Genomic DNA, 19,251 nt, shown 5'->3' with positions numbered 1-19,251 from the left:
ATGGATGATTTAACCCTTCGCTATTTTGATGCGGAAATGCGCTATCTTAAAGAAGCAGCAAAAGAGTTTGCACAAGCACATCCCGATAGAGCCGCAATGCTCGATTTAGATAAAGTAGGTACACCCGATCCTTTTGTTGAACGCTTATTTGAAGGCTTTGCTTTTTCAATGGGGCAATTAAGACAAAAAATTGATGATGATTTACCTGAATTAACAGAAGGCCTTGTTAGTTTATTGTGGCCTCATTATTTACAAACAATTCCTTCATTATCAATCATTGAATTAACACCAGATATTCAAAAAATGAAAATGACAGATAAAATATCGGCTCAATTTGAGGTACTTTCTCGTCCTATTGGTCCGAAAAAAACAATTTGTCACTATCGAACAACGCAAGATTTAACACTTAATCCAATAAGAATAGAAGCCGTTAATTTAACGGCCGAGCCAGATGGACGTTCAGTTATTCGGTTGAAATTTACATGTAGTGAAATGATTAATTGGCCTGAAGTTAACCTTCATAAACTTTCGTTTTATTTATCGGGTGATATTCCAACAACTAATGCACTGCATTTAGCATTAACCAAACAAGTTTCAAAAACCTATTTAAAACTCCCTCAATCAAAAGACAGAATAGCCGTGCCTCTCTCTTTTTCGCCGGGAGGATTTAAAAATACGGATGCCCTTTGGCCTAAAGGTGATACCACTTTTAGTGGCTATCAATTGCTGTTGGAATATTTTTCTTTTCGTGAAAAATTTATGTTTGTGTCGCTTAATGGATTAGGTGATATCCATTTTCCTGAAGAAATATCAAAATTTGAGTTAGATATTGTTCTAAATACTTTATGGGATAACTCGCTCACATTAAGTGAGGAAAATATCCGTTTACATTGTGTTCCTGTCATTAACCTTTTTAATATAGAAGCCGATCCCCTCACTGTTAATGGACTAGAAAGTGAATATTTATTACGCCCGCGTCGTATTCAAGATGGGCATACCGAAATTTATAGTGTTGATAGCGTACATGGTTCTCAACGGACAAATGAATCTATTTATGTGCCATTTACTAGCTTTCGTCATCGTGGTGGCATGCTACGCCATAATGCCCCTGAACGTTATTACCATACTCGAGTTAAACGTGGGGTAGCGGGACTTCATGATACTTGGCTTATTTTAGGTGGTGAAAAACAAAATCTTGATTTGGCTACCGAAACAGAAACACTTTCATTACAACTCACTGGAACTAATGGGCAATTACCTCGTAAAGCACTACAAAGCACATTGCTTGATAGAACAGAACAAACCTTACAAATTCCATTAACTGTACGTAATTTATGTAAACCCACTTTACCGCTTTATCCACCTTCAGAAGATCGCTTTCATTGGCGAGTGCTCAGCCACCTTGGTTCAAGTTTTCTTAATATGATGGACAATGCCGAAGTGCTTCGGGGTACGCTCGCACTCTATGACTGGCGAGATGATGATATGAATCATCGAAAACTCGATGCCATTATTCATGTTGAACACCATTTAATTGAGCGTTTTGAGAAAGGCTTTTTACAACGAGGCATTGATATTGAAGTGACATTAGACAGTAATGGTTTTAATGGTGAAGGGGATATGTATTTATTTGGTGAAATGCTTAATCGCTTTTTTGCACTTTATGCCGATGTTCATCTGTTTAATCAATTAACACTGATTATCTTACCAACAGGAAAACGTATTCAATGGAAAGAGATCCACAATCCACAGCTACCCCGTTAATTGAAGCTTTAGGCGAAAAATTACCTTATATAAATTTCTATCGCTTTTGCCAATTACTTGAAAAATCTAATGCTAAGTTCTATGAATTAGGACGTTCTCACGATCCTAAAGACGACCCTATTCGTTTTCGCCCTCATCGCGGTATGGGTTTTCCAGTGACTGAAATCAAAGGGATTGACTCCCTTGATAGATACCGTAAAAGTACGGTACCAAGCTTACGAACTACCTTTCTGGGGCTTTATGGTATCACCTCACCGCTTCCTACTTCTTATCTCGATGATATTGCACAATATCGAGATGGCACAGATCCACTAACTGATTTTTTAGATATTTTTAACCATCGACTGACTACACAATTTTATCGGATTTGGCGTAAATATTCTTATCCTGCGACTTTCGATGAAGGAGGCTGTGATAATACATCACAATACCTCTATGGTTTAATTGGTTTAGGTATTCCAGGTTGTGCTAATCAGGTGCAATCCCCCCTATCTCGCTTTTTAGCGCTATTAGGAATCTTACGCCTACCTACACGTACAGCGGAAGGAATTAGTGCATTAGTAAAATTATTAGCGCCATCAACAAAGGTCAATATTATTCCTCATGATCCACGAAGAATAGCACTAGAAGCTCCCACTGCAATGTCGTGTTTATCTCCTATTACATTAGAAAATAAACCCGTTTTGGGCAGTTATGCGATAGATGTAAATAGCCAAGTATTAATAAAGTTACATACTGAAAATAAAGATGAAGCAAAAGGCTGGCTACCTGATGGTAGTATTTATCAAGATTTTATGGCATTGCTTCGTGTTTATTTAGGTTCACGCGTTAATGCACGGTTGCGTTTAACACTACCAAGAGATTTATTACCTGATGCAACACTGAGCACCTCTAAAAGCCAAGGTGTGCAACTGGGTAGAACAGCAGTAATGCGACCTCATAACATTATTGAAAAGCCGCCAATTAACTCATTTATCACCATCGGCCTTGGTTTTTATCAATATCTAACACTCCGCACTCAACATTATAAAAGTGATGAATATGGCAATTATCAATTCTAAACCACAAATATTTCTCCCCCATACTTACCGGCTAGCACTATTACTTATTGGTGTTTTTACTCTTGCCGGATGTGGTCTAACACAAACTATTAGCGATGGTACTGTCTCTCTAACTAAATCTATTTTCTATAAGCAAATTAAAGTACTGCATTTAGATTTTACTGCACGAGAAGCACTTAATACTGACGATAACGGTTCTTCGCTTTCCGTCATTGTTAGAGTATTCCAACTAAAATCTGCTGACACTTTTAATGATAGTGATTATCTATCACTGTTTAATCAAAATAACGATATTTTAAAATCTTCATTACTAGCACAAAAAGACTTACGTATTCGTCCTGGAGAATCTATTTCTTTAGATATGCCAATGGAAAAAGAAACAGAATTTGTTGCAATAGCGGTAATGTTTCACACACCTGATGAAACTAAAAATAACTGGCGAATTATTATTCCTAAAAATGAGCTCGATCCAGATAAAGCACGAAAAATTGAGCTTGCTGAAAATACACTGATATTACAACCTTTGGATAAAAAATAACGATGCCACAACCCTCTCTTTATGAAATGCTAACGGGGTATTTTTCTGGCGGATTGCCAGTTGATACCATCTCCGAAGAAAACCAAGTTATTCTGTCTGTTATGGATAATATTCGTCGAATATTAAACTCACGAGCAGGAACATTAAAACATTTACCTGATTATGGCTTACCTGATATGAGCAAACTTATTCAAGGATTACCAGGAAGCTCACATAAAGTAATGGCAATATTATCAAAAACATTACTCAAGTATGAACCTAGAATAAAATCAGTAACACTTGGTATATTACCTGAGAATGAATTTGGAAAATTATGTTATTCTTTAGATATTGAATTACATGAAAGAGGACTTATACGTTATGGTACTGAGTTTTCTCCTGATGGACGAATATTTCTCCATCATTTAAAAAAACAATTTAACTTATCATAAACGTATTTCTATTCATTTTATTCTTAGCCTATTTCTCTTTGTTTTACTTTATTTTATAACATTTAGACCTTAAATTAACTTGAGGCTTCTATGAACTCTTATTTAGACTCACTTCCTATTGGAGGTGATCCTCGTGTATTTAATCAATTTCTTAATATTAAAGAAGAACTTGATAAACGTTTTCATCCAGCACGTCCTGATATTAATTGGCAATATGTCCATGAATTGTGTGTTTCTTTATTTAATCAAAATGGGGTTGATCTTCAAACAGTTGCTTGGTTTGTTTTGTCTCGGCAGCACCAGTCTGGATTAGATGGTTTAAATGAAGGCCTTTATCTAACCCATAAGATATTAACTCAACATTGGCAAACAGTATGGCCGGTGCAAACACATACTCGTGTTAATATTCTTTCTGTATTAAACCAACAATTAATTTCAGGTATTCGAGGAACAACATTTGTTTATGCCGACTTACCTGTTCTTTATCAAATTGAAGAATTATTAAAAAACATTAATCATCACCTTCAAACATTAGAAATTAAACATCTTGTCCAGTTTGATTACTTACAAAATTTAATTATCACCCAAGCGAGACAACTAGAAAATGCAGACACATTAGATAATAATTTTTATTCTCCTGATTTATCGCCTGTTATTAATGCAGAGGAAAACAATCAATCTCAAAGTACTAAATCAGTATTATCCCCCCTCCCTCATTTAACTAAAAAAACCATACCACCTAAAACCTACATCTCCCCATCGATTGCATTACAGACGTCAGCAAAAAAAAACAACCACCGAGAATTATGGAAAGGTATTTTAATTGGTACATTAACCAGTAGTTTTTTTTTTATTATCTTATTTTATTTTTGGTTATCTGAATTAAAAAGTAACAATCTAGCAGATGCTTTTCCTTATATTCCAACCATTAATGCACATGCAGGCTCTCTTATTGAACAACAACCTGCAAGTGGCAGAAATATAACACAGACACTCAATTCAGAGCAGATTAATGTGATACAACAGCGTTTAAATGAGCTCGCATTACTTTCTCCCACATGGGCCCAGAGTTATGGGCTTGAAGTTATCAGTTATTTGAATGAGCAGTATCAAGATAATCCAGAACTTTTATCATTTACACAGCTTTGGAAAAATAATCTAAAAATAAATGCCACTACAGATGAACAACTCAATCAATGGTCTAAAGGTATGACCGAACTGGATGGGTTAAGTAAAAGATTAGATAGCTTCGATGGTAATCCTAAAAACTATATTACAGGCTCTGAATTAAAATCTATTATTTTTAAAGCTCGCCAGCATTTCAATCAAGCTAAACCTTTAGAAGAAGAGTTACGCTTACTTGAAAAACAACCAACACCAAATTCAATTCCAGACTATGAGTATCAACAAATAGACAATCATTTTAAACAACTATTAAATCGATATTCGTTATTACAGTCTAAATAAGGAAACAATATGTACGTTATAAGGAATTTAATACTTATTGTCATTGTTAGTTTATTAAATGGCTGTATTATGGGTTCACCTTATGGCGGACTTATCTTTGTTGGTCCAATAGATTTAATTAAAATAACCTTAGAATCCAAAGATGAAAGAAAAATCCCATCTCAAAATACTCAATCAAACCCTGTTATTTATTATAATAATAAGCCAAGAACAGTAACGGTTGCAGATATCACATTAAATCAAGAAGATATATTCTCATCTAAAAATAATATTGGCTCAATAGACTTTATATTTCCTGATGAAGATGAATATAAGATTATATTAGAGCTTAATTACCAAAATGACAAATATCAGGTACTAAAATCGAAAATAAATTTATTTATGAATAATAGAGAAAATAAATTACCATTAATTGATTATAGTAAAAGAGATATTCGCTATCCTGATTATAAATTATCCTATGTTGATCTTTATATTTTTAGCAAAAAAAACACTTTTAAACTAAAAATAACCCTTATTAACTCTCAATCAGAAACAAACCATAGCCAAAATGAAGATATAATAATTGAAAACGAACACTCTATATTGAAATCAAAAATAATAATAGATGAAAAAGATTATAAAATTGACAAAGCCATCTATTATTAATTTAAGAATTAATAATATCATAATCACACTGTTTTTTATAATGATAGCAATATCCATTAAAAAGTAACGAATTATTACAAAACAGTCTTTAAATTAAAAATAAAAAATAAGAAAATGATAGAATCACGATATTAAATTATAAGTATACATCATAATAAAACCATCATATAAAGATAAAAAAAGAATTATTCTTATTATATTCAAAAAAACAAGTAAAATCATGTATATTTAATCAATATAATAACAAATCAATTAATAAGATTTATCTTCATTACAAATACGTATTAATAAAGCTCACCTTACTTACATTTTGTTTCAAATCACAACACTAATAAATATTAATTTTTAATAAACTAATTTAAATCAGTTTTGTTAATTATTTATATTTTAAGGTGTTTAAATGAATATGAAAATGTTTGTTATTTCATTAGCATTAGTTTCTTTTAGTACACAAGCATTGATTGTTAATGAAAATAACCCACCAGAATATCAATCTTTTAAATCAAATTATTCTGATATGGTTGAATTAGCTAATAAATCACGGTTACCACATAGGGTATTTTATACTTCACCAAGTACAGGTAGAAATGCGCTATGGTTTGATGCTGTTAAACACGGTGATTTAAATGAAGTAAAAAAAATGCTTGCCAATGGTCAAGATATTGAAGCAAAAGATACAGGAAGCTTAAACCAAACAGCACTAGGCTGGGCTGCATTTATTGGTGATGAAGAAATGGTAGATTATCTTATTTCTCAAGGTGCTAACCTTTGGGCTACAGATAAAGGAGATGTCTATAATGTCTTTAAATCTGCCGTATTAGGCAATAATGTTAATGTCGTTAAAAAAATTCACGCCTTAATGAGAAGTGATATTGAGATCAATAATCAAAGAGTAGAAAGTGATGGTGAAACCTTTATTATGATTGCGGCAAGCAATAATCGCATTGATACGGTTAAATATCTTCTTTCTAAAGGTGCTGATGTTAACCTTGTCACAACAACACAGGATAAGTCATTATTTTCTTACGATCAAAGTGCATTGAGCTATGCTTGCCAAAATGATCTTAAAGATATGCAGAAACTACTAATTAAAAATGGTGCTATTAATCATAGAACAAATACAACGTCCTGCCATTAAATACATAAATGCCATCTCATTATAAGATGGCATTTATGCTATTATTTATAAAATGTTAAGAAATATAAATTTAATAAAAAAACTAAAAATACAGTTTTATATATTCATCTTAATTTTATATCAATAAAAATATGATAATACTATTTCTTTAAATTACTTTTTTCTTTCTAAATATTACGATCTCACTAGGTTGTGTTATCGATTCTCTATCTTCAAAAATCATAAAATCTGTTTTTTTAGCCTCTAAAATAAGGCTTTGAGGTGTAACCCCCAGTACAAAAGAAATAGTAATTAATTGATCCACCGTTATTTTTAAATGCCCTCCTTCTAATTGAGAATAATGTAATATGCTTATTCCCAACCTTTCAGACATTTCATTCTCTGTTATTTTCAATTGTCTTCTTATCATTTTTATTCTATTTCCAAGTTTGGTGTTAATCATCCCATTGTTCTCCTTCTTTTATTAGATGATCATATCGAAAAAACACCGAATTACAGTTTAAAAACGATCAAATCATAAACTGAAAATACTTAACCATTTTTTATTGAACACTCGTAACAGTACTTACTTTCACGAACTCTGTTAATAAGGTTATTCCGATATTTTAACTTTAAAATAATTTACATTTCTATATGTTATTTTAAAATAAATCAAATTTAGATTAATACTATAGTATTAAACACTTGATATAGAGTAATCAAAAGAAAGGCACAATAGTTGTGATTGAAGCTATCTGCTATTTTATTATTAAATAATGATTAATTTATATAATATATATGCGAGAGATATAAGATTAGTAATTTAACTAACGAAAGAAATTTAGAAAGGTTTAAAATATTACGCTAGCTTATTTTATTTAATAGGCGACTTCAAAATAAAATCGCCTACAATGTTATTTTTTATTTAATTCAACTTCATTTTCATATAAGCGTATTTTTACAGGTTCACCTTCTGTATCTTTAAATACCAAACGTAATTTAACTGCAGTTTTACTTGGGATATTGACATCTTCTTGAATACCATCTAAATAAGCAACAAAGTCGTCAGCATCTATCGCATAAATATTTTTTTTCTCACTTAAGTTAGTTAAGCGAATGAGAGAGTCAGAATTATTTTTAACCGCAAGCGTAACTAGGTAGCTGTTTTCACCTGTAGATCCTACTGAAAGTGATCTGATCGTTGTATACTTATTTAAGTTTTCTTTATCATAAATGATGATAGCACCATCAATACTACTACCTGATTTACGGCCTTCATCAACACCATCTTTCAAGCCAGATAAAGCGTCTTTACTCATAGTCGTAATACTGGAGGTTAATCCTTTTACACCATCTTTAATCATACTTGTATCTTGTGATTCAGTCGCAAATACACTGGATGAAACCAACAACACCATGCTAGCTAAGAGCGTTTTTTTCATTATTTTATCCTTTACCTAATAAAGTTGAGATCAAAGTTCTCGAAAGCAAATGAATCAATATATATCCTAATTAATCATTAAAAAACACAAGTTTTATCCTAATGTTAATATAATTCAGAATAAAAAAATTAGTTTTATTCTATTTAAAAAGATAAATAATATTTATAGCCTTAAATAGATTATAAAAAAGATATTATGAAAATAAAAAAATACTATTATTATTTATTCTAAATAAAAATTATATATTGTGTTTATTATTTTCAAACTACTATGCACATTATTAAAGATTAAAAAATATCTATATATATCAACACATTAAAAATCGAAATAAAACTTCCTGCCTGATTTACTGTAAATGTGAGCACATCGCTATTGATCTTTTAAATTATAGATTAAAATTTTTAAAGTAAATGTTAATAGGGCATATTTTGAATATATTTACACATATATAGTAATGAAAGCCGTTGATGTGTTTAGTTTTATGTTTGGGAATTTAGTCATTAATTATTAAAGGTGAGGATAATGGAAAGTTTTAAATTGAAGCTAAAAAATCACATGGATCATGTTAAGAATGTAGGGCAACACTGCTCAACAGAAGAAACGACTAAACAAGCACTAATATTGCCATTCTTAGATATCCTTGGTTTTAATCCTTATGATCCTCAAAAAGTTAAAGCAGAATATGGTGCTGATTTTCCAGGAGTTAAAGCGAATGAGCGAGTTGACTATGCCTTATTCTGCCAAGATGTTCCCGTCATGTTTATTGAAGCAAAAGGATATTCAGAAAAACTTGATAACCATTGTCCTCAGTTGTCACGATATTTTAACTCTACACCAGAAGTGACAATATCAGCGATAACTAATGGACTTGAATGGCGTTTTTTTACTGATTTAAAACAGAAAAATGTAATGGACCCAACCCCTTTCTTAAGAATAAGAATGGATGAGGTAAGTGATTCAGATGCCAGTCAATTATTTAGATTTAGACATGATAAATTTAAACCTGAAGCACTAAGAACCTTAGCTGAAGAAAGTGTTTATTTATCGGCTTTTACAAAAACAATTAGCTCAAGTTTACGAGATGTAGATAATGAATTTGTAAGATATGTTGCTAGCCGCTCTAATGTTGAAAGACAATTAAACCAAAGATTCATAGACTCCATAACACCATTGGTAAAGCAAGCAGTCGAACGCTCTGTTAGTGCGATGGTTGTATCTGGGTTATCCAATAAAGCAATGACTTTTGATGATCCAACTGAAGTTAAAGAAGATAATACTGCCAATATTAAAACGACTGAAATTGTAGATATCATCGATCCAAACAACCCTAATATTATTACAACAAAAAATGAATTAATGTTATTTGAAAAAATAAAACTGATTATTGGCAATGATGATATTCAGTATAAAGATACCGAATCATATTTTGGTATATTATATCAAGGTAAAACAAATAGATGGATTGTTAGGTTTTATGATAAAAACAATCCTTATATTATAGTTCCAATTGAAATTACTAATATTTTAGAAAATGAAATATCTAGAGCTGGATTATCATTGGTTAATAATAGAATAAATATTAATGAGCCAGAAGATATATTAAGAATAACAGGAATTATTTTAGATTCATTTGAATATGTAAAAAATGATGATAATTTTAGAAAAAAAACTAGCTAATATAAGCCCTCTATAATGAGGGCTTTCTTTTATTTCTATTTAATTAAAATCTATAAAGACTAAATGGTTTTGGATCTAAAACAGGTTTTTTACCAAGTAATAAATCAGCTGTTAATTCTGCTGATACAGGGCTTTCTGTCATACCCCAACCTGTTGCTGTATTAATCACTAAGCCAGGGTACTCTTTAACTTCTGAGATAATTGGGTTCTCATCTGGTGCGATAGCCATTGCACCACTCCATTGATCAATTAATTTCGATTCTTTAAAGGCTGGGAATTCTGCTTTTAATTTTTCTAATGATGCATTTAGCTCAGGTAAATCCGGCAGTGCTGTCATATTTCTAAATTGCTCAAACGGAGAAACTTCATCTAAGTTCCAATGCGTTGATTGCATAAATGAATTGATTAATTGTTCATTTAAAGAAATATGCACTGGGAAATCAGGCAGTGCTAATAATGGCAAATATTTATAACCATAAGTGAAAGATTCTTTCACTACTGGTGCCACAATAACACGAGGAGAAGTTGCATAAGTACCATCAGCTTGCTCACGGAAGAAAATACCGCCCGGTAAAGCGACGTTACCACCCGGTGCCGTTGGTGAACCACTAATTAACTGTTGAGACTGATATGCAGGTAATGTTGGAACATCAACATTGAGATTTTGCATAAATAGACGAGACCAAACACCACCAGCAACAACAACTTGAGAAGTTTTGATTGCGCCTTTCTCTGTTACAACGTCAGAAATCACACCAGCTTGTGTTTCTAAGCCACGAGCCGCACATTGAGTGTAAATTCGAACGCCCATTTTTTTGGCGTATTCAGCCATAACGAAAGTAGCCACTTCAGGATCGAAACTTCCTGAATCTTCTTCAAAGCCTGCAATTTTCCAATCGGTTGTCGCACCACGAAGACGTTGATTTAATTCAGCCCCTTCAATAATTCGAGTTTTAAATGGAATATCTGAGCCAACATTTTTACTTCTCTCGTCAATCCATTTTCTTACGTTTACTAAATCTTCTTCATCAAGAGGAACTTCTACACGGCCTTGTGTACGATAAGTGGTATCAATACCGACTTTCGCATTCATTTCACGCCAGCGATGCTTGCCTAAATGGTGTAATAAGAACGTTTCATCAGGCATTTTGTAACTAATTGCTTGACCGTAGAATCGTGAAGATTGCTCACCGGCGATATTACCTTTTTCTACAATCACAACAGATAAGCCACGTTCTACAAGATTAATGGCGGTCATAATACCGAGAATACCCGCACCAATAACAACAACATCAGCTTGTTTTGGTAAAGCCCCTTCCGTACCTTCAACAAAACCATGTCTTGGTGTACCCGGAACAAAGCGCCCTTCGCGAGTTAACATTGGTGTTAAAATACCCGCACCAGCCGCTACAGCTACGACTGTTCCACCAATGATAAATTTTCTTCTAGATATCGCCATTTTACTCGTTCCTTTTACTAAATGAATTATTAGCATTAAAATAATAACGTTATCTTATTTCATTTGTAAACTATTAGTAAAGTATTTGTAAACTTTTTCATCTGTTTTTTTCTTGAAAATCCGTACTATTTAATTTACTTATACAAAGAAGGGGATTAATTATCATTTTGTTTTTTATCGATTATTTAAGTCAGTTAAGTAAAATCAGAGCATACTCAACTAGTTGTTTTCTTGTTTTTTTCATCAAAATATAAAACTTTCCACTACTAAAGCTCTATAACCCGCTTATTAAACATTCAAATTACAAATAAATAAGCTAGATTAAATAAATTGATTAACAAATAATCCATAAAATAACTAATGTTAATGAAATAATAAGTTGAATATATAAAAAGGAGATAATGATAAGAAATATAACAATAGGCTGGTTATTTGATAGTGATTCAGAAGAAAATAAAGAGGTAGCTGAAATGAGCATGGTTAAGATTATATTTATCTCTTTGTATAACCAAATTTTAAGTGTTCATTTTTAAATCAATAATAAAATTAGTCTTCCTTTGATTACCTTTATAAAATAAGCTTATTTTTTTCCTTATAAATCAATATTGTTACAATTTAAAACAAAATACACATTTTGTTACATATTAAAAATCTATGTACATTAGAACGGACTAGCTTTAGCGAGATTTCGGACATTTGCGAAAGTGAATCGTATAGGTAAATACACCTATCTTGAGAAACGAAAGCGGTAAATATCGCGTGGACAATTATTTTACGCGAAGTCACTTATCCTACGAGGATACAGCGCCCTTTCTCCCCGCCCCTTTCTTTACTGCCTTTTAAAATTACTTAAGCTACTCTTATCAAATCTCAGTGCGCACTGGCTGATTTTTATCGAAAGGACTTCAACAAAATGATTTTGTTGAAAAACGATTATTCACTGTAAATTAAGGACTTGCCATGCCAACTCCATGCTGTATCTCTATCGAAGGGAAAACTCAAGGTAACATCACTGCGGGTGCATTTACCGCGGGATCCGTCGGTAATATTTATGTTCAAGGGCACGAAGATGAAATGCTGGTGCAAGCATTTTCTCACGTAGTGACAGTACCGACTGATCCACAATCCGGTCAGCCTTCAGGCCAACGCGCCCATAAACATTTCCGTTTTACCGTGGCATTAAACAAAGCGGTTCCTCTGCTGTATAACGCCTTAGCTTCAGGCGAAATGCTGCCAAAAACCACATTAAAATGGTATCGCACTTCAGTTGAAGGGAAACAAGAGCATTTCTTCACCACCACATTAACCGATGCGACTATCGTCAACATCGATTGCCAAATGCCTCACTGTCAAGATCCAGCAAAATCAGACTTCACACAGTTAATCGAAGTCACCCTTTCTTATCGAAAAATTGATTGGGAACACGCGGTTGCAGGCACGTCTGGCTCTGACGACTGGCGCGCTCCTCTCGAAGGTTAATCCTTTTTTTTACCTGCACACCAAGGTGTGTGGGTGTTTCTTTGCGTTTTCTTAATGGACAAAACAAGCGGTAGCTTGCTCAGTGGATATTGGAGCGAATGATGTTTGCGAAAGATAAAAAAAATAATTCAACCTCTCAACTTGGTGGATTAAAGAAGAAAGCGCTCGATAAAGCGCAAGAATTAGCCATTGCTAAAGCAACCTCTGCCCTTTCGGCCTCCACTCAGCAAGCCCTCGCCACAGCAAAAACCGCACAACAAGAACTTTTGCAAGCCACATCAATGGTTTCTCAAACCTCAGCGCTTATTTCTGGCGGCGGTTTTGCCTGTGGAATAAATAATGACGATGTACCGGGGCTTACCTTCTCTGAAGGACTGGCTAAAAATAAAGCCTATGCACAACTGTTGGATTCGCTATTAGGTGCAGTATCACCTTCGGGTTTGGTCTTCACCTGCCAAATTGCTGGCTTACCGGAAAGCACTTTTCAAATCACTGAATTTAATTTAAACGAAGGGTTATCACGTTTATTTTCGCTATCCATTAGCGCGGTCACTACCTTGCCTTTTATCGATTTTCAGTCGCTGTTAGGTGTCGCGTCCTCGTTAACCGTTAAACGTAACGGTAAAGAAGTCCGCACTGTGCGCGGAATATTAGCGGGTGCTGTGCAAGGTAATACTGACGGTGTAAAAACGTGGTATCACTTTGATATTCGTCCTGAAATGTGGATGATGACCCTTAATCAGGATAGCCGTATTTTTCAGCATAAAAAAGTACCTGAGATTTTAAAAACGCTGTTAGAAGAAGCCCATATCAAAGCAGACAGTAAATTCTATCGTGATGATTTACACCAAACGCGCCCTTATACCACGCAAAAACGGGAATCTGCTTATGCGTTTTGGTGTCGTTTAGCCTTTGAAGAAGGCATTAACTTTTGGTTTGAAGAAAACCAACTGTTTTATAGCGATGAACATATGGGGATGACTGCGGGCATTCACCTGACCTATAACCCGCAAGCGGAAAGCGATATTACCGACAGCACAGCAACCACATGGCAATACGGTGAATATCTCTGTGTGGATGAAACCATTCAAAAAGACAATAACTTTATCCGCCCTTCTTACCCGTTAGCCCATCAAGCCAAATTAGAAAAAGGCGGTCAGCATAGCGTGTTCGAAAGCTATGGACGCTTTCAAGAAGATGCTCAGGCGTACCTCTTAATCGCTTATCACAAGATGCATTACAAGTAGTGACAGAGCTACCAACCTACCTTGAGCAAAGCATTAAAGGTCAATCATTTGCAATCAAACATCTTCATAAGCATTTATTAACAGCTCGTGCCGATTTACGCCGTTCAGGCCGGCCATTGGGGGCATTCTTATTAGCAGGACCAAATGCTTTCATCACCATTAAATATACGTCATCAAGTTGGCCCTAGTTTTGACAATATTTTTGCTGCCATAAATGAAGATAAACTTCAAATGCCTCAGCTTCTTACTCTGTATGGGTTAACAAACTACTTTACTCAACATAATGATGAGCTAGTGGATCTGACCTTTTTAGATGCATGGGTCTTGAATTTAAGTATAAATACTCAATATAGTGAAAATGATCGAAAAGAGATCCAACGCCAAATCACGGAACAATATCTTAATTGAAAATAGCGATGGTCAGTCACTTATTCGTCCCGATGTATTAGAACAACTTGAAATAGCAAATCGAATTAGAAATACATTCTTCAATGCACAAGGTAATTTAGAAGCACAATTTGCCATTGAAGCACTATCACTAACAGGCAATAAGCGTCGTAGTATTTTAAATCTTGATGGTCAATTACTTGATTATTCACACGGCAGAAGCCATACCGTACATATGGTTTGGCCCAATTCAATGCGTTCAAATGTTGAAAGCAAACTCACCTTAGTACCCATTTCTGGCGATAAATCACCGCGCGCTATTTTATTTAGCGGTCCTTGGGCACAAATGCGACTGATTAATGGCGGCAGACTTACCAACATAAAACCACATTCTTTCGATGTGAAATTCACTCTTGATGGTGGTGATATGACATATCGGATCACAATCGATGAATCTAATAATCCTTTCTTTGGTGGATTATTTACGCGCTTCCAATTACCAGAAACCCTTTATTAACTGATTTCCCCTCATATTTATGAGGGGATAGGATATTTCATGAATACGCCAAAAGAAAAATTTGTGATAAAAATTGCGGGGTCTCCTTTAGATATCCCTGAATTTATCGCATTAAAAGCGGAATTTAATAAACTCAATCATCCTTCTCAGCCTGAGATCAGTTGGACACTTATTGAGTCTCTCTCATTAACGTTATTTAAAACTCACGGTATCGACTTGCAAAGTGGTGTTTATTATACGCTTGCTCGCCAATATTGTGGTGAGTCAATGGGATAATCTTTGGCCTTTCCAATCAAATCATCGATGTGATGTATTAAATTGGTTTAATACCAAAGCGGGTGCTTTATTACGTCAATTAACCTTTTCCCCTTCTGATTTACGTTTAATTTATCGTTCAGAAAGAGCGTTACAATTAATTATTGATCAAATTACTCATACAGATTGGCCTAAATTACCAAAGCTAGAAAATTTACTCTGGTTTTTCCAAAATGTAGCAAAAACCTTAGAGCAAACAACAAAAAGACAACACAAAAAAATAATAATGCCACGGTTAAAATCCCCCCTATTGTCTATATCAGCCCATCTGATGAACTGAAAGAAAATAACGTTTCTAAACCTAATCCTATCACCGAAGTTGTTTTATATGACGATCCGCCTATTGAGAAAAAAACCATGAGTGCAAAAAAAGGCTTTTTTATTGGATTATTAAGCAGCAGTGCTATTTTTGTTGCTATTAGTGTGGCTATTTATCTACCAATGCAAAAAGAACTCTCCACAATTACTGCTCAACCTGAAGGTGTTATTACACAGTGGTTATATCAACCTAATATCAGTTCATACGCAAATAATCTTATTTTAATGGAAAAACAGTCTCCTCTATTTGCACTAAGAAAATCGGAGCATATGTTGGATGTGGCTAAAAAGCTTTGGCCTAATAATGCTGATCAATCTTACGCAACACGACAATGGCAAAATACCCTCACTACACGATTAGAAAATGCACCTATTGACAGCAGTTGGTCTGATACCAATAAATTAATCCAACAACTTTCTGACAGAATTGTTCAACAAGAACGTAATCGAGGCAGCTTCACTCTTTCTTATTTAAAAACAGCTAATTATGAAATACAAAAAAGTCATAACAAAGCTATTCCAATTGAAAATAAGCTGTATGAATTTTCACAGACAATAAATAAAGAGCAGATTATTTCACCCGCATTAATTAATAATCTTGATGCAGACGTTAATGGGTTATTAGCACGATATTATTTCCTTCAAAAAGAAGCGGAAGAATTAGGATTAAAACCTTACTCTTATTAAAAATAACAACAGATATTATTTATTATTAAAAGGCAGATATTACATTAACATGAGTGAAATTAAATATTTAAAAGAAAGGCAATACCTACAAAAACTGGCAAAATCCTACGCACAAAAAAAACCACACTTAGCAGAAATCTTAGAACCAGACGATCCACAAACAGGTTATTTAATGGAGGGATTTGCTTTTCTTTCTGCTCATTTACAAGAAAAAATTGATGATGTATTTCCTGAAATTACACTTCCTTTACTACAACGATTAGGTTCTCAAGCAATTAAAGGTGTACCATCAACATCAATTATTCAAATTAGTTGTGAAAAAGAGATTAATTACATTTATTTTATTCCTAAAAACAGCAGTGCATTAGGTAATAATAATGCATGTTTTTCAACTTGTCGTGATTTATATATTGAGCCTTATTCTCTTATTAAGAAGAAAGTGACACATCAACCCAATAAAAGCTGTATCTCTTTGACTTTTAAATATCTTGGTAATATTGAGTATACACAATCTTGCTCACTTAATTTATTTCTTAGTCCCATCAAAAATATTGCTGATATCTTATTGCTTGGACTAACTCAACACTTTGACTATATTGAATTAAAACACGCAGATAAAAATTATCATGGTGACAACACAACATTTTGCTTTAATACTCAAATAGGTAAAAACTATCCTATTTTTTCACAATCAGAAAATACCCCAAAAGCACCACAACAATTACTTGAAGGATTGTATCTTCCTCATGTTCATCACTTTATTAGCTTAGATATTCTCAAGGAATTAGATTGGAAAAAAAGCACTATATTTACGATTAATATCTATTTAAATAAGCAAATTTCATTAACAAAAGAACAGTGTCAAAACTGTTTTTTACTTAATTGCGTTCCTACCGTTGATAAAGAGAAAGAAAATACCGTTATTCTTGATTTCCAAGAGAATAAGTCATCTTATTTATTGCCAATCCCTGATAACCACTATCTTTCAAATTTATCTGAAATCATGCTATCACTTGAACCTCATGAAAAAGAACGAGGTATTTATTGTCATTTTTATTCAATAACAGAGTTAACCTCAGCATCTCGTCTACTACCTCAATATCAAAATTCTCTTTTTTACTCATTAACTATAGATAAAGATATTACTGGACGCACATTTTACATTATTCATTTTTATGATAACAAAGGTGAAGCACTTATCTCACCACCTAGTTTACATTTTTCTTGTACCTATATTGGCTTTGAAAAATATAAGGATAACCGTATTGGTGTATTAAATGCACATAGTGAAAATATGCCTGATAATTTATTAATTAAAAATATCACACCATTATCAGAATGTTTCCCTCCTATTGTTGACGATAAATGTTATTGGAATTTATTATCACATTATAGTGCTAATGCATTTATGCTAATGTCTATTTCAACAATAAAAAATATGCTTAGTGACTATTTAATTTATGCAGAACTAGATAAAAAGATCACAAGAAAAATAAAAAAATCATTAGAAGGATGTATTGATTTAAATAGTTATACTATGATTACATTTTAAAAGGCAAACCACACCGTTGCTTATCTTTAACCTTAATCATTGATATTGACTGTTTTGAAAATGAAGGAGATGCATTTATTTTCGTTTCGCATCTTTATCATTTTTTTCCATTTTGTTTGTCAGAGAATATGTTATTAGAAATGAAGGTTAAATTTAAAAATGATGATAAAATAAAATGGTTTTTATCACCATCTCCATTAAAGGGTTATAAGTCGTTATTGTGATAAAAAAGAGCCTTCAATAGGGCTCTTTTTCAATCTAATTTTCCAAGTAAACAAAAAACATAATAAATTATCAGATCTATTTTTTATTGAAACTAATACATCTCTTTATTTCAACAATGATGTTATAAAAAACTTATTACTTTAATATAAATATAGTTTTAAAAAACCAATTAACAGAGTTTATAGTTGGACATAAAAAAACATCAAAAATATAATTTTATAATAAAAATCCGAATCATTGAAAACTGGTTCATTAGGCATAGGCACAAAATACGTATATTTATTGATCCACCTCATCACCACAACTCTATAAAAGAGTAGTTTTACTTCTCATACCAAATTTTCTTAAATCATATTATTCTTATTTAACACTCTTATTTCGCCATTAACAAACAAAAAAACCATTAAATGCTGACATAATTTATCTAAATAGTTGATTTAGGTAAAACGGTTTAAATCTTTTAATAAGCAAATATTAATAGTTATTAACTATCAATAACTGATTTTTGATCGCTAATATCGATCTTTAAGTGTTTTTACGATACTATCTTTTAAAAAGGAGAAATAAATATGAACACAATTAGTATTGTGGTAGGTCAACGAATTAAGCAGAAAAGAAAACAATTAAAAATAAGTGGTGTTGAAATGGGCCAAAAAATTGGAATAAGCCAGCAACACTATTCACGTTTAGAAAATGGCCACATAAAAATAACGGTAGATCAATTAATTACCATAGCCTTAATATTAGGAGTTTCTCCACAAAGCTTATTGCTCCATTCTGAAGTAATGTCTCCCATGATAAATACATGGGCTCAAACAGCCTTATCATCAAGTGATATTGTTGTCTCAAGAAATAGAAAGCGTCGTAGTCTTAAATAAAAAATAAAGAAATTTGTCTAATATTAGCTGATTTAACATCTA

The 19,251-nt window shown here is 32.9% G+C and carries 18 protein-coding genes and 3 pseudogenes; 18 read left to right on the top strand and 3 right to left on the bottom strand.

Annotated features, from left to right (window positions below; genetic code table 11):
• The 7 genes from tssF to ABN080_RS11755 all read left to right on the top strand — a co-directional run bounded on the left by tssF (position 1) and on the right by ABN080_RS11755 (position 7,047).
• Entirely contained in the window at positions 1 to 1,764 is a 1,764-nt protein-coding gene (gene tssF / locus ABN080_RS11785) for a type VI secretion system baseplate subunit TssF (RefSeq protein ID WP_349441119.1), read from the top strand.
• Positions 1,728 to 2,825, top strand: a complete 1,098-nt coding sequence (gene tssG / locus ABN080_RS11780; protein ID WP_115350728.1) for a type VI secretion system baseplate subunit TssG — start codon at positions 1,728 to 1,730, stop codon at positions 2,823 to 2,825. The genes tssF and tssG overlap by 37 nt, the downstream gene beginning before the upstream one ends.
• The gene (tssJ, locus tag ABN080_RS11775) at positions 2,806 to 3,363 is read left to right on the top strand and encodes a type VI secretion system lipoprotein TssJ (protein ID WP_349441118.1); all 558 of its coding nucleotides are present in this window, start codon (positions 2,806 to 2,808) and stop codon (positions 3,361 to 3,363) included. Before tssG ends, tssJ begins: the two co-directional genes overlap by 20 nt.
• A 2-nt stretch (positions 3,364 to 3,365) precedes the next feature.
• Entirely contained in the window at positions 3,366 to 3,794 is a 429-nt protein-coding gene (gene tssE, locus ABN080_RS11770) for a type VI secretion system baseplate subunit TssE (RefSeq protein ID WP_072070789.1), read from the top strand.
• A 90-nt stretch (positions 3,795 to 3,884) separates the two neighbouring features.
• Positions 3,885 to 5,261 carry a VasL domain-containing protein gene (locus ABN080_RS11765; protein ID WP_349441116.1) on the top strand — a complete coding sequence of 459 codons (1,377 nt, stop codon included), beginning with the start codon at positions 3,885 to 3,887 and terminating at the stop codon, positions 5,259 to 5,261.
• Between the two features lie 9 nt (positions 5,262 to 5,270).
• Positions 5,271 to 5,909 carry a hypothetical protein gene (locus ABN080_RS11760; RefSeq protein WP_349441115.1) on the top strand — a complete coding sequence of 213 codons (639 nt, stop codon included), beginning with the start codon at positions 5,271 to 5,273 and terminating at the stop codon, positions 5,907 to 5,909.
• 400 nt (positions 5,910 to 6,309) lie between these two features.
• The gene (locus ABN080_RS11755) at positions 6,310 to 7,047 is read left to right on the top strand and encodes an ankyrin repeat domain-containing protein (RefSeq protein WP_349441114.1); all 738 of its coding nucleotides are present in this window, start codon (positions 6,310 to 6,312) and stop codon (positions 7,045 to 7,047) included.
• 148 nt (positions 7,048 to 7,195) lie between these two features.
• Here ABN080_RS11755 and ABN080_RS11750 read toward each other — a convergent pair whose 3' ends face one another.
• Both ABN080_RS11750 and ABN080_RS11745 read right to left on the bottom strand, forming a co-directional pair.
• On the bottom strand, positions 7,196 to 7,489 hold the full coding sequence (locus tag ABN080_RS11750; protein ID WP_349441113.1) for a helix-turn-helix domain-containing protein: 294 nt from the start codon (positions 7,487 to 7,489) through the stop codon (positions 7,196 to 7,198).
• 451 nt (positions 7,490 to 7,940) lie between these two features.
• Positions 7,941 to 8,468, bottom strand: coding sequence for a hypothetical protein (locus tag ABN080_RS11745; protein WP_196553931.1), 528 nt, complete (start codon positions 8,466 to 8,468; stop codon positions 7,941 to 7,943).
• Positions 8,469 to 8,990: 522 nt separating this feature from the next.
• On the opposite strand from ABN080_RS11745, the gene ABN080_RS11740 reads away from it, so the two are divergent.
• Positions 8,991 to 10,145, top strand: coding sequence for a type I restriction endonuclease (locus ABN080_RS11740; RefSeq protein WP_197268921.1), 1,155 nt, complete (start codon positions 8,991 to 8,993; stop codon positions 10,143 to 10,145).
• Positions 10,146 to 10,188: 43 nt separating this feature from the next.
• Here the strand turns inward: ABN080_RS11740 and ABN080_RS11735 are convergent, their stop codons facing one another.
• Positions 10,189 to 11,604, bottom strand: a complete 1,416-nt coding sequence (locus ABN080_RS11735) for an NAD(P)/FAD-dependent oxidoreductase (RefSeq protein WP_100160198.1) — start codon at positions 11,602 to 11,604, stop codon at positions 10,189 to 10,191.
• A 960-nt stretch (positions 11,605 to 12,564) separates the two neighbouring features.
• On the opposite strand from ABN080_RS11735, the gene ABN080_RS11730 reads away from it, so the two are divergent.
• The 10 genes and pseudogenes from ABN080_RS11730 to ABN080_RS11690 all read left to right on the top strand — a co-directional run bounded on the left by ABN080_RS11730 (position 12,565) and on the right by ABN080_RS11690 (position 19,209).
• On the top strand, positions 12,565 to 13,083 hold the full coding sequence (locus ABN080_RS11730; RefSeq protein ID WP_349441112.1) for an Hcp family type VI secretion system effector: 519 nt from the start codon (positions 12,565 to 12,567) through the stop codon (positions 13,081 to 13,083).
• Positions 13,084 to 13,184: 101 nt separating this feature from the next.
• Positions 13,185 to 14,288: pseudogene (locus ABN080_RS11725) on the top strand (type VI secretion system Vgr family protein); the annotation flags it as partial.
• Positions 14,285 to 14,476, top strand: a pseudogene (locus tag ABN080_RS11720) (hypothetical protein); the annotation flags it as partial. The pseudogenes ABN080_RS11725 and ABN080_RS11720, both read left to right, overlap by 4 nt.
• Positions 14,475 to 14,738 carry an ImcF-related family protein gene (locus ABN080_RS18255; RefSeq protein WP_502935114.1) on the top strand — a complete coding sequence of 88 codons (264 nt, stop codon included), beginning with the start codon at positions 14,475 to 14,477 and terminating at the stop codon, positions 14,736 to 14,738. The pseudogene ABN080_RS11720 and the gene ABN080_RS18255, both read left to right, overlap by 2 nt.
• Positions 14,725 to 15,234 (top strand): annotated as a pseudogene (locus ABN080_RS11715) (type VI secretion IcmF C-terminal domain-containing protein); the annotation flags it as partial. The gene ABN080_RS18255 and the pseudogene ABN080_RS11715, both read left to right, overlap by 14 nt.
• Positions 15,235 to 15,273: 39 nt before the next feature.
• Positions 15,274 to 15,510 (top strand): type VI secretion system ImpA family N-terminal domain-containing protein, encoded by a 237-nt coding sequence (locus ABN080_RS11710; protein WP_349441111.1) that lies wholly within the window; start codon positions 15,274 to 15,276, stop codon positions 15,508 to 15,510.
• Complete coding sequence (locus ABN080_RS11705) at positions 15,476 to 15,829, top strand: hypothetical protein (RefSeq protein WP_349441110.1); 354 nt, start codon at positions 15,476 to 15,478, stop codon at positions 15,827 to 15,829. Before ABN080_RS11710 ends, ABN080_RS11705 begins: the two co-directional genes overlap by 35 nt.
• 77 nt (positions 15,830 to 15,906) lie before the next feature.
• Positions 15,907 to 16,554 carry a VasL domain-containing protein gene (locus ABN080_RS11700; RefSeq protein WP_349441109.1) on the top strand — a complete coding sequence of 216 codons (648 nt, stop codon included), beginning with the start codon at positions 15,907 to 15,909 and terminating at the stop codon, positions 16,552 to 16,554.
• 49 nt (positions 16,555 to 16,603) lie between these two features.
• Positions 16,604 to 18,106 (top strand): type VI secretion system baseplate subunit TssF, encoded by a 1,503-nt coding sequence (locus tag ABN080_RS11695; RefSeq protein WP_349441108.1) that lies wholly within the window; start codon positions 16,604 to 16,606, stop codon positions 18,104 to 18,106.
• Positions 18,107 to 18,900: 794 nt separating this feature from the next.
• The gene (locus ABN080_RS11690; RefSeq protein ID WP_349441107.1) at positions 18,901 to 19,209 is read left to right on the top strand and encodes a helix-turn-helix domain-containing protein; all 309 of its coding nucleotides are present in this window, start codon (positions 18,901 to 18,903) and stop codon (positions 19,207 to 19,209) included.
• The last annotated feature ends 42 nt before the right edge of the window (positions 19,210 to 19,251 follow it).

Source organism: Proteus sp. fly-1089, from assembly GCF_040138965.1.
GTDB classification, from domain to species: Bacteria; Pseudomonadota; Gammaproteobacteria; order Enterobacterales; family Enterobacteriaceae; genus Proteus; species Proteus vulgaris_B.
The sequence above is the reverse complement of the archived record's forward strand: the minus strand, read 5'-3'. Positions and strand labels throughout refer to the sequence as shown.

Bases quoted from the DNA above. Each gene is read 5' to 3' on its own strand.
- tssF (WP_349441119.1), top strand. From the start codon at position 1: ATGGATGATTTAACCCTTCGCTATTTTGATGCGGAAATGCGCTATCTT.
- tssG (WP_115350728.1), top strand. From the start codon at position 1,728: ATGGAAAGAGATCCACAATCCACAGCTACCCCGTTAATTGAAGCTTTA.
- tssJ (WP_349441118.1), top strand. From the start codon at position 2,806: ATGGCAATTATCAATTCTAAACCACAAATATTTCTCCCCCATACTTAC.
- tssE (WP_072070789.1), top strand. From the start codon at position 3,366: ATGCCACAACCCTCTCTTTATGAAATGCTAACGGGGTATTTTTCTGGC.
- ABN080_RS11765 (WP_349441116.1), top strand. From the start codon at position 3,885: ATGAACTCTTATTTAGACTCACTTCCTATTGGAGGTGATCCTCGTGTA.
- ABN080_RS11760 (WP_349441115.1), top strand. From the start codon at position 5,271: ATGTACGTTATAAGGAATTTAATACTTATTGTCATTGTTAGTTTATTA.
- ABN080_RS11755 (WP_349441114.1), top strand. From the start codon at position 6,310: ATGAATATGAAAATGTTTGTTATTTCATTAGCATTAGTTTCTTTTAGT.
- ABN080_RS11750 (WP_349441113.1), bottom strand. From the start codon at position 7,489: ATGATTAACACCAAACTTGGAAATAGAATAAAAATGATAAGAAGACAA.
- ABN080_RS11745 (WP_196553931.1), bottom strand. From the start codon at position 8,468: ATGAAAAAAACGCTCTTAGCTAGCATGGTGTTGTTGGTTTCATCCAGT.
- ABN080_RS11740 (WP_197268921.1), top strand. From the start codon at position 8,991: ATGGAAAGTTTTAAATTGAAGCTAAAAAATCACATGGATCATGTTAAG.
- ABN080_RS11735 (WP_100160198.1), bottom strand. From the start codon at position 11,604: ATGGCGATATCTAGAAGAAAATTTATCATTGGTGGAACAGTCGTAGCT.
- ABN080_RS11730 (WP_349441112.1), top strand. From the start codon at position 12,565: ATGCCAACTCCATGCTGTATCTCTATCGAAGGGAAAACTCAAGGTAAC.
- ABN080_RS18255 (WP_502935114.1), top strand. From the start codon at position 14,475: ATGCTTTCATCACCATTAAATATACGTCATCAAGTTGGCCCTAGTTTT.
- ABN080_RS11710 (WP_349441111.1), top strand. From the start codon at position 15,274: ATGAATACGCCAAAAGAAAAATTTGTGATAAAAATTGCGGGGTCTCCT.
- ABN080_RS11700 (WP_349441109.1), top strand. From the start codon at position 15,907: ATGAGTGCAAAAAAAGGCTTTTTTATTGGATTATTAAGCAGCAGTGCT.
- ABN080_RS11695 (WP_349441108.1), top strand. From the start codon at position 16,604: ATGAGTGAAATTAAATATTTAAAAGAAAGGCAATACCTACAAAAACTG.
- ABN080_RS11690 (WP_349441107.1), top strand. From the start codon at position 18,901: ATGAACACAATTAGTATTGTGGTAGGTCAACGAATTAAGCAGAAAAGA.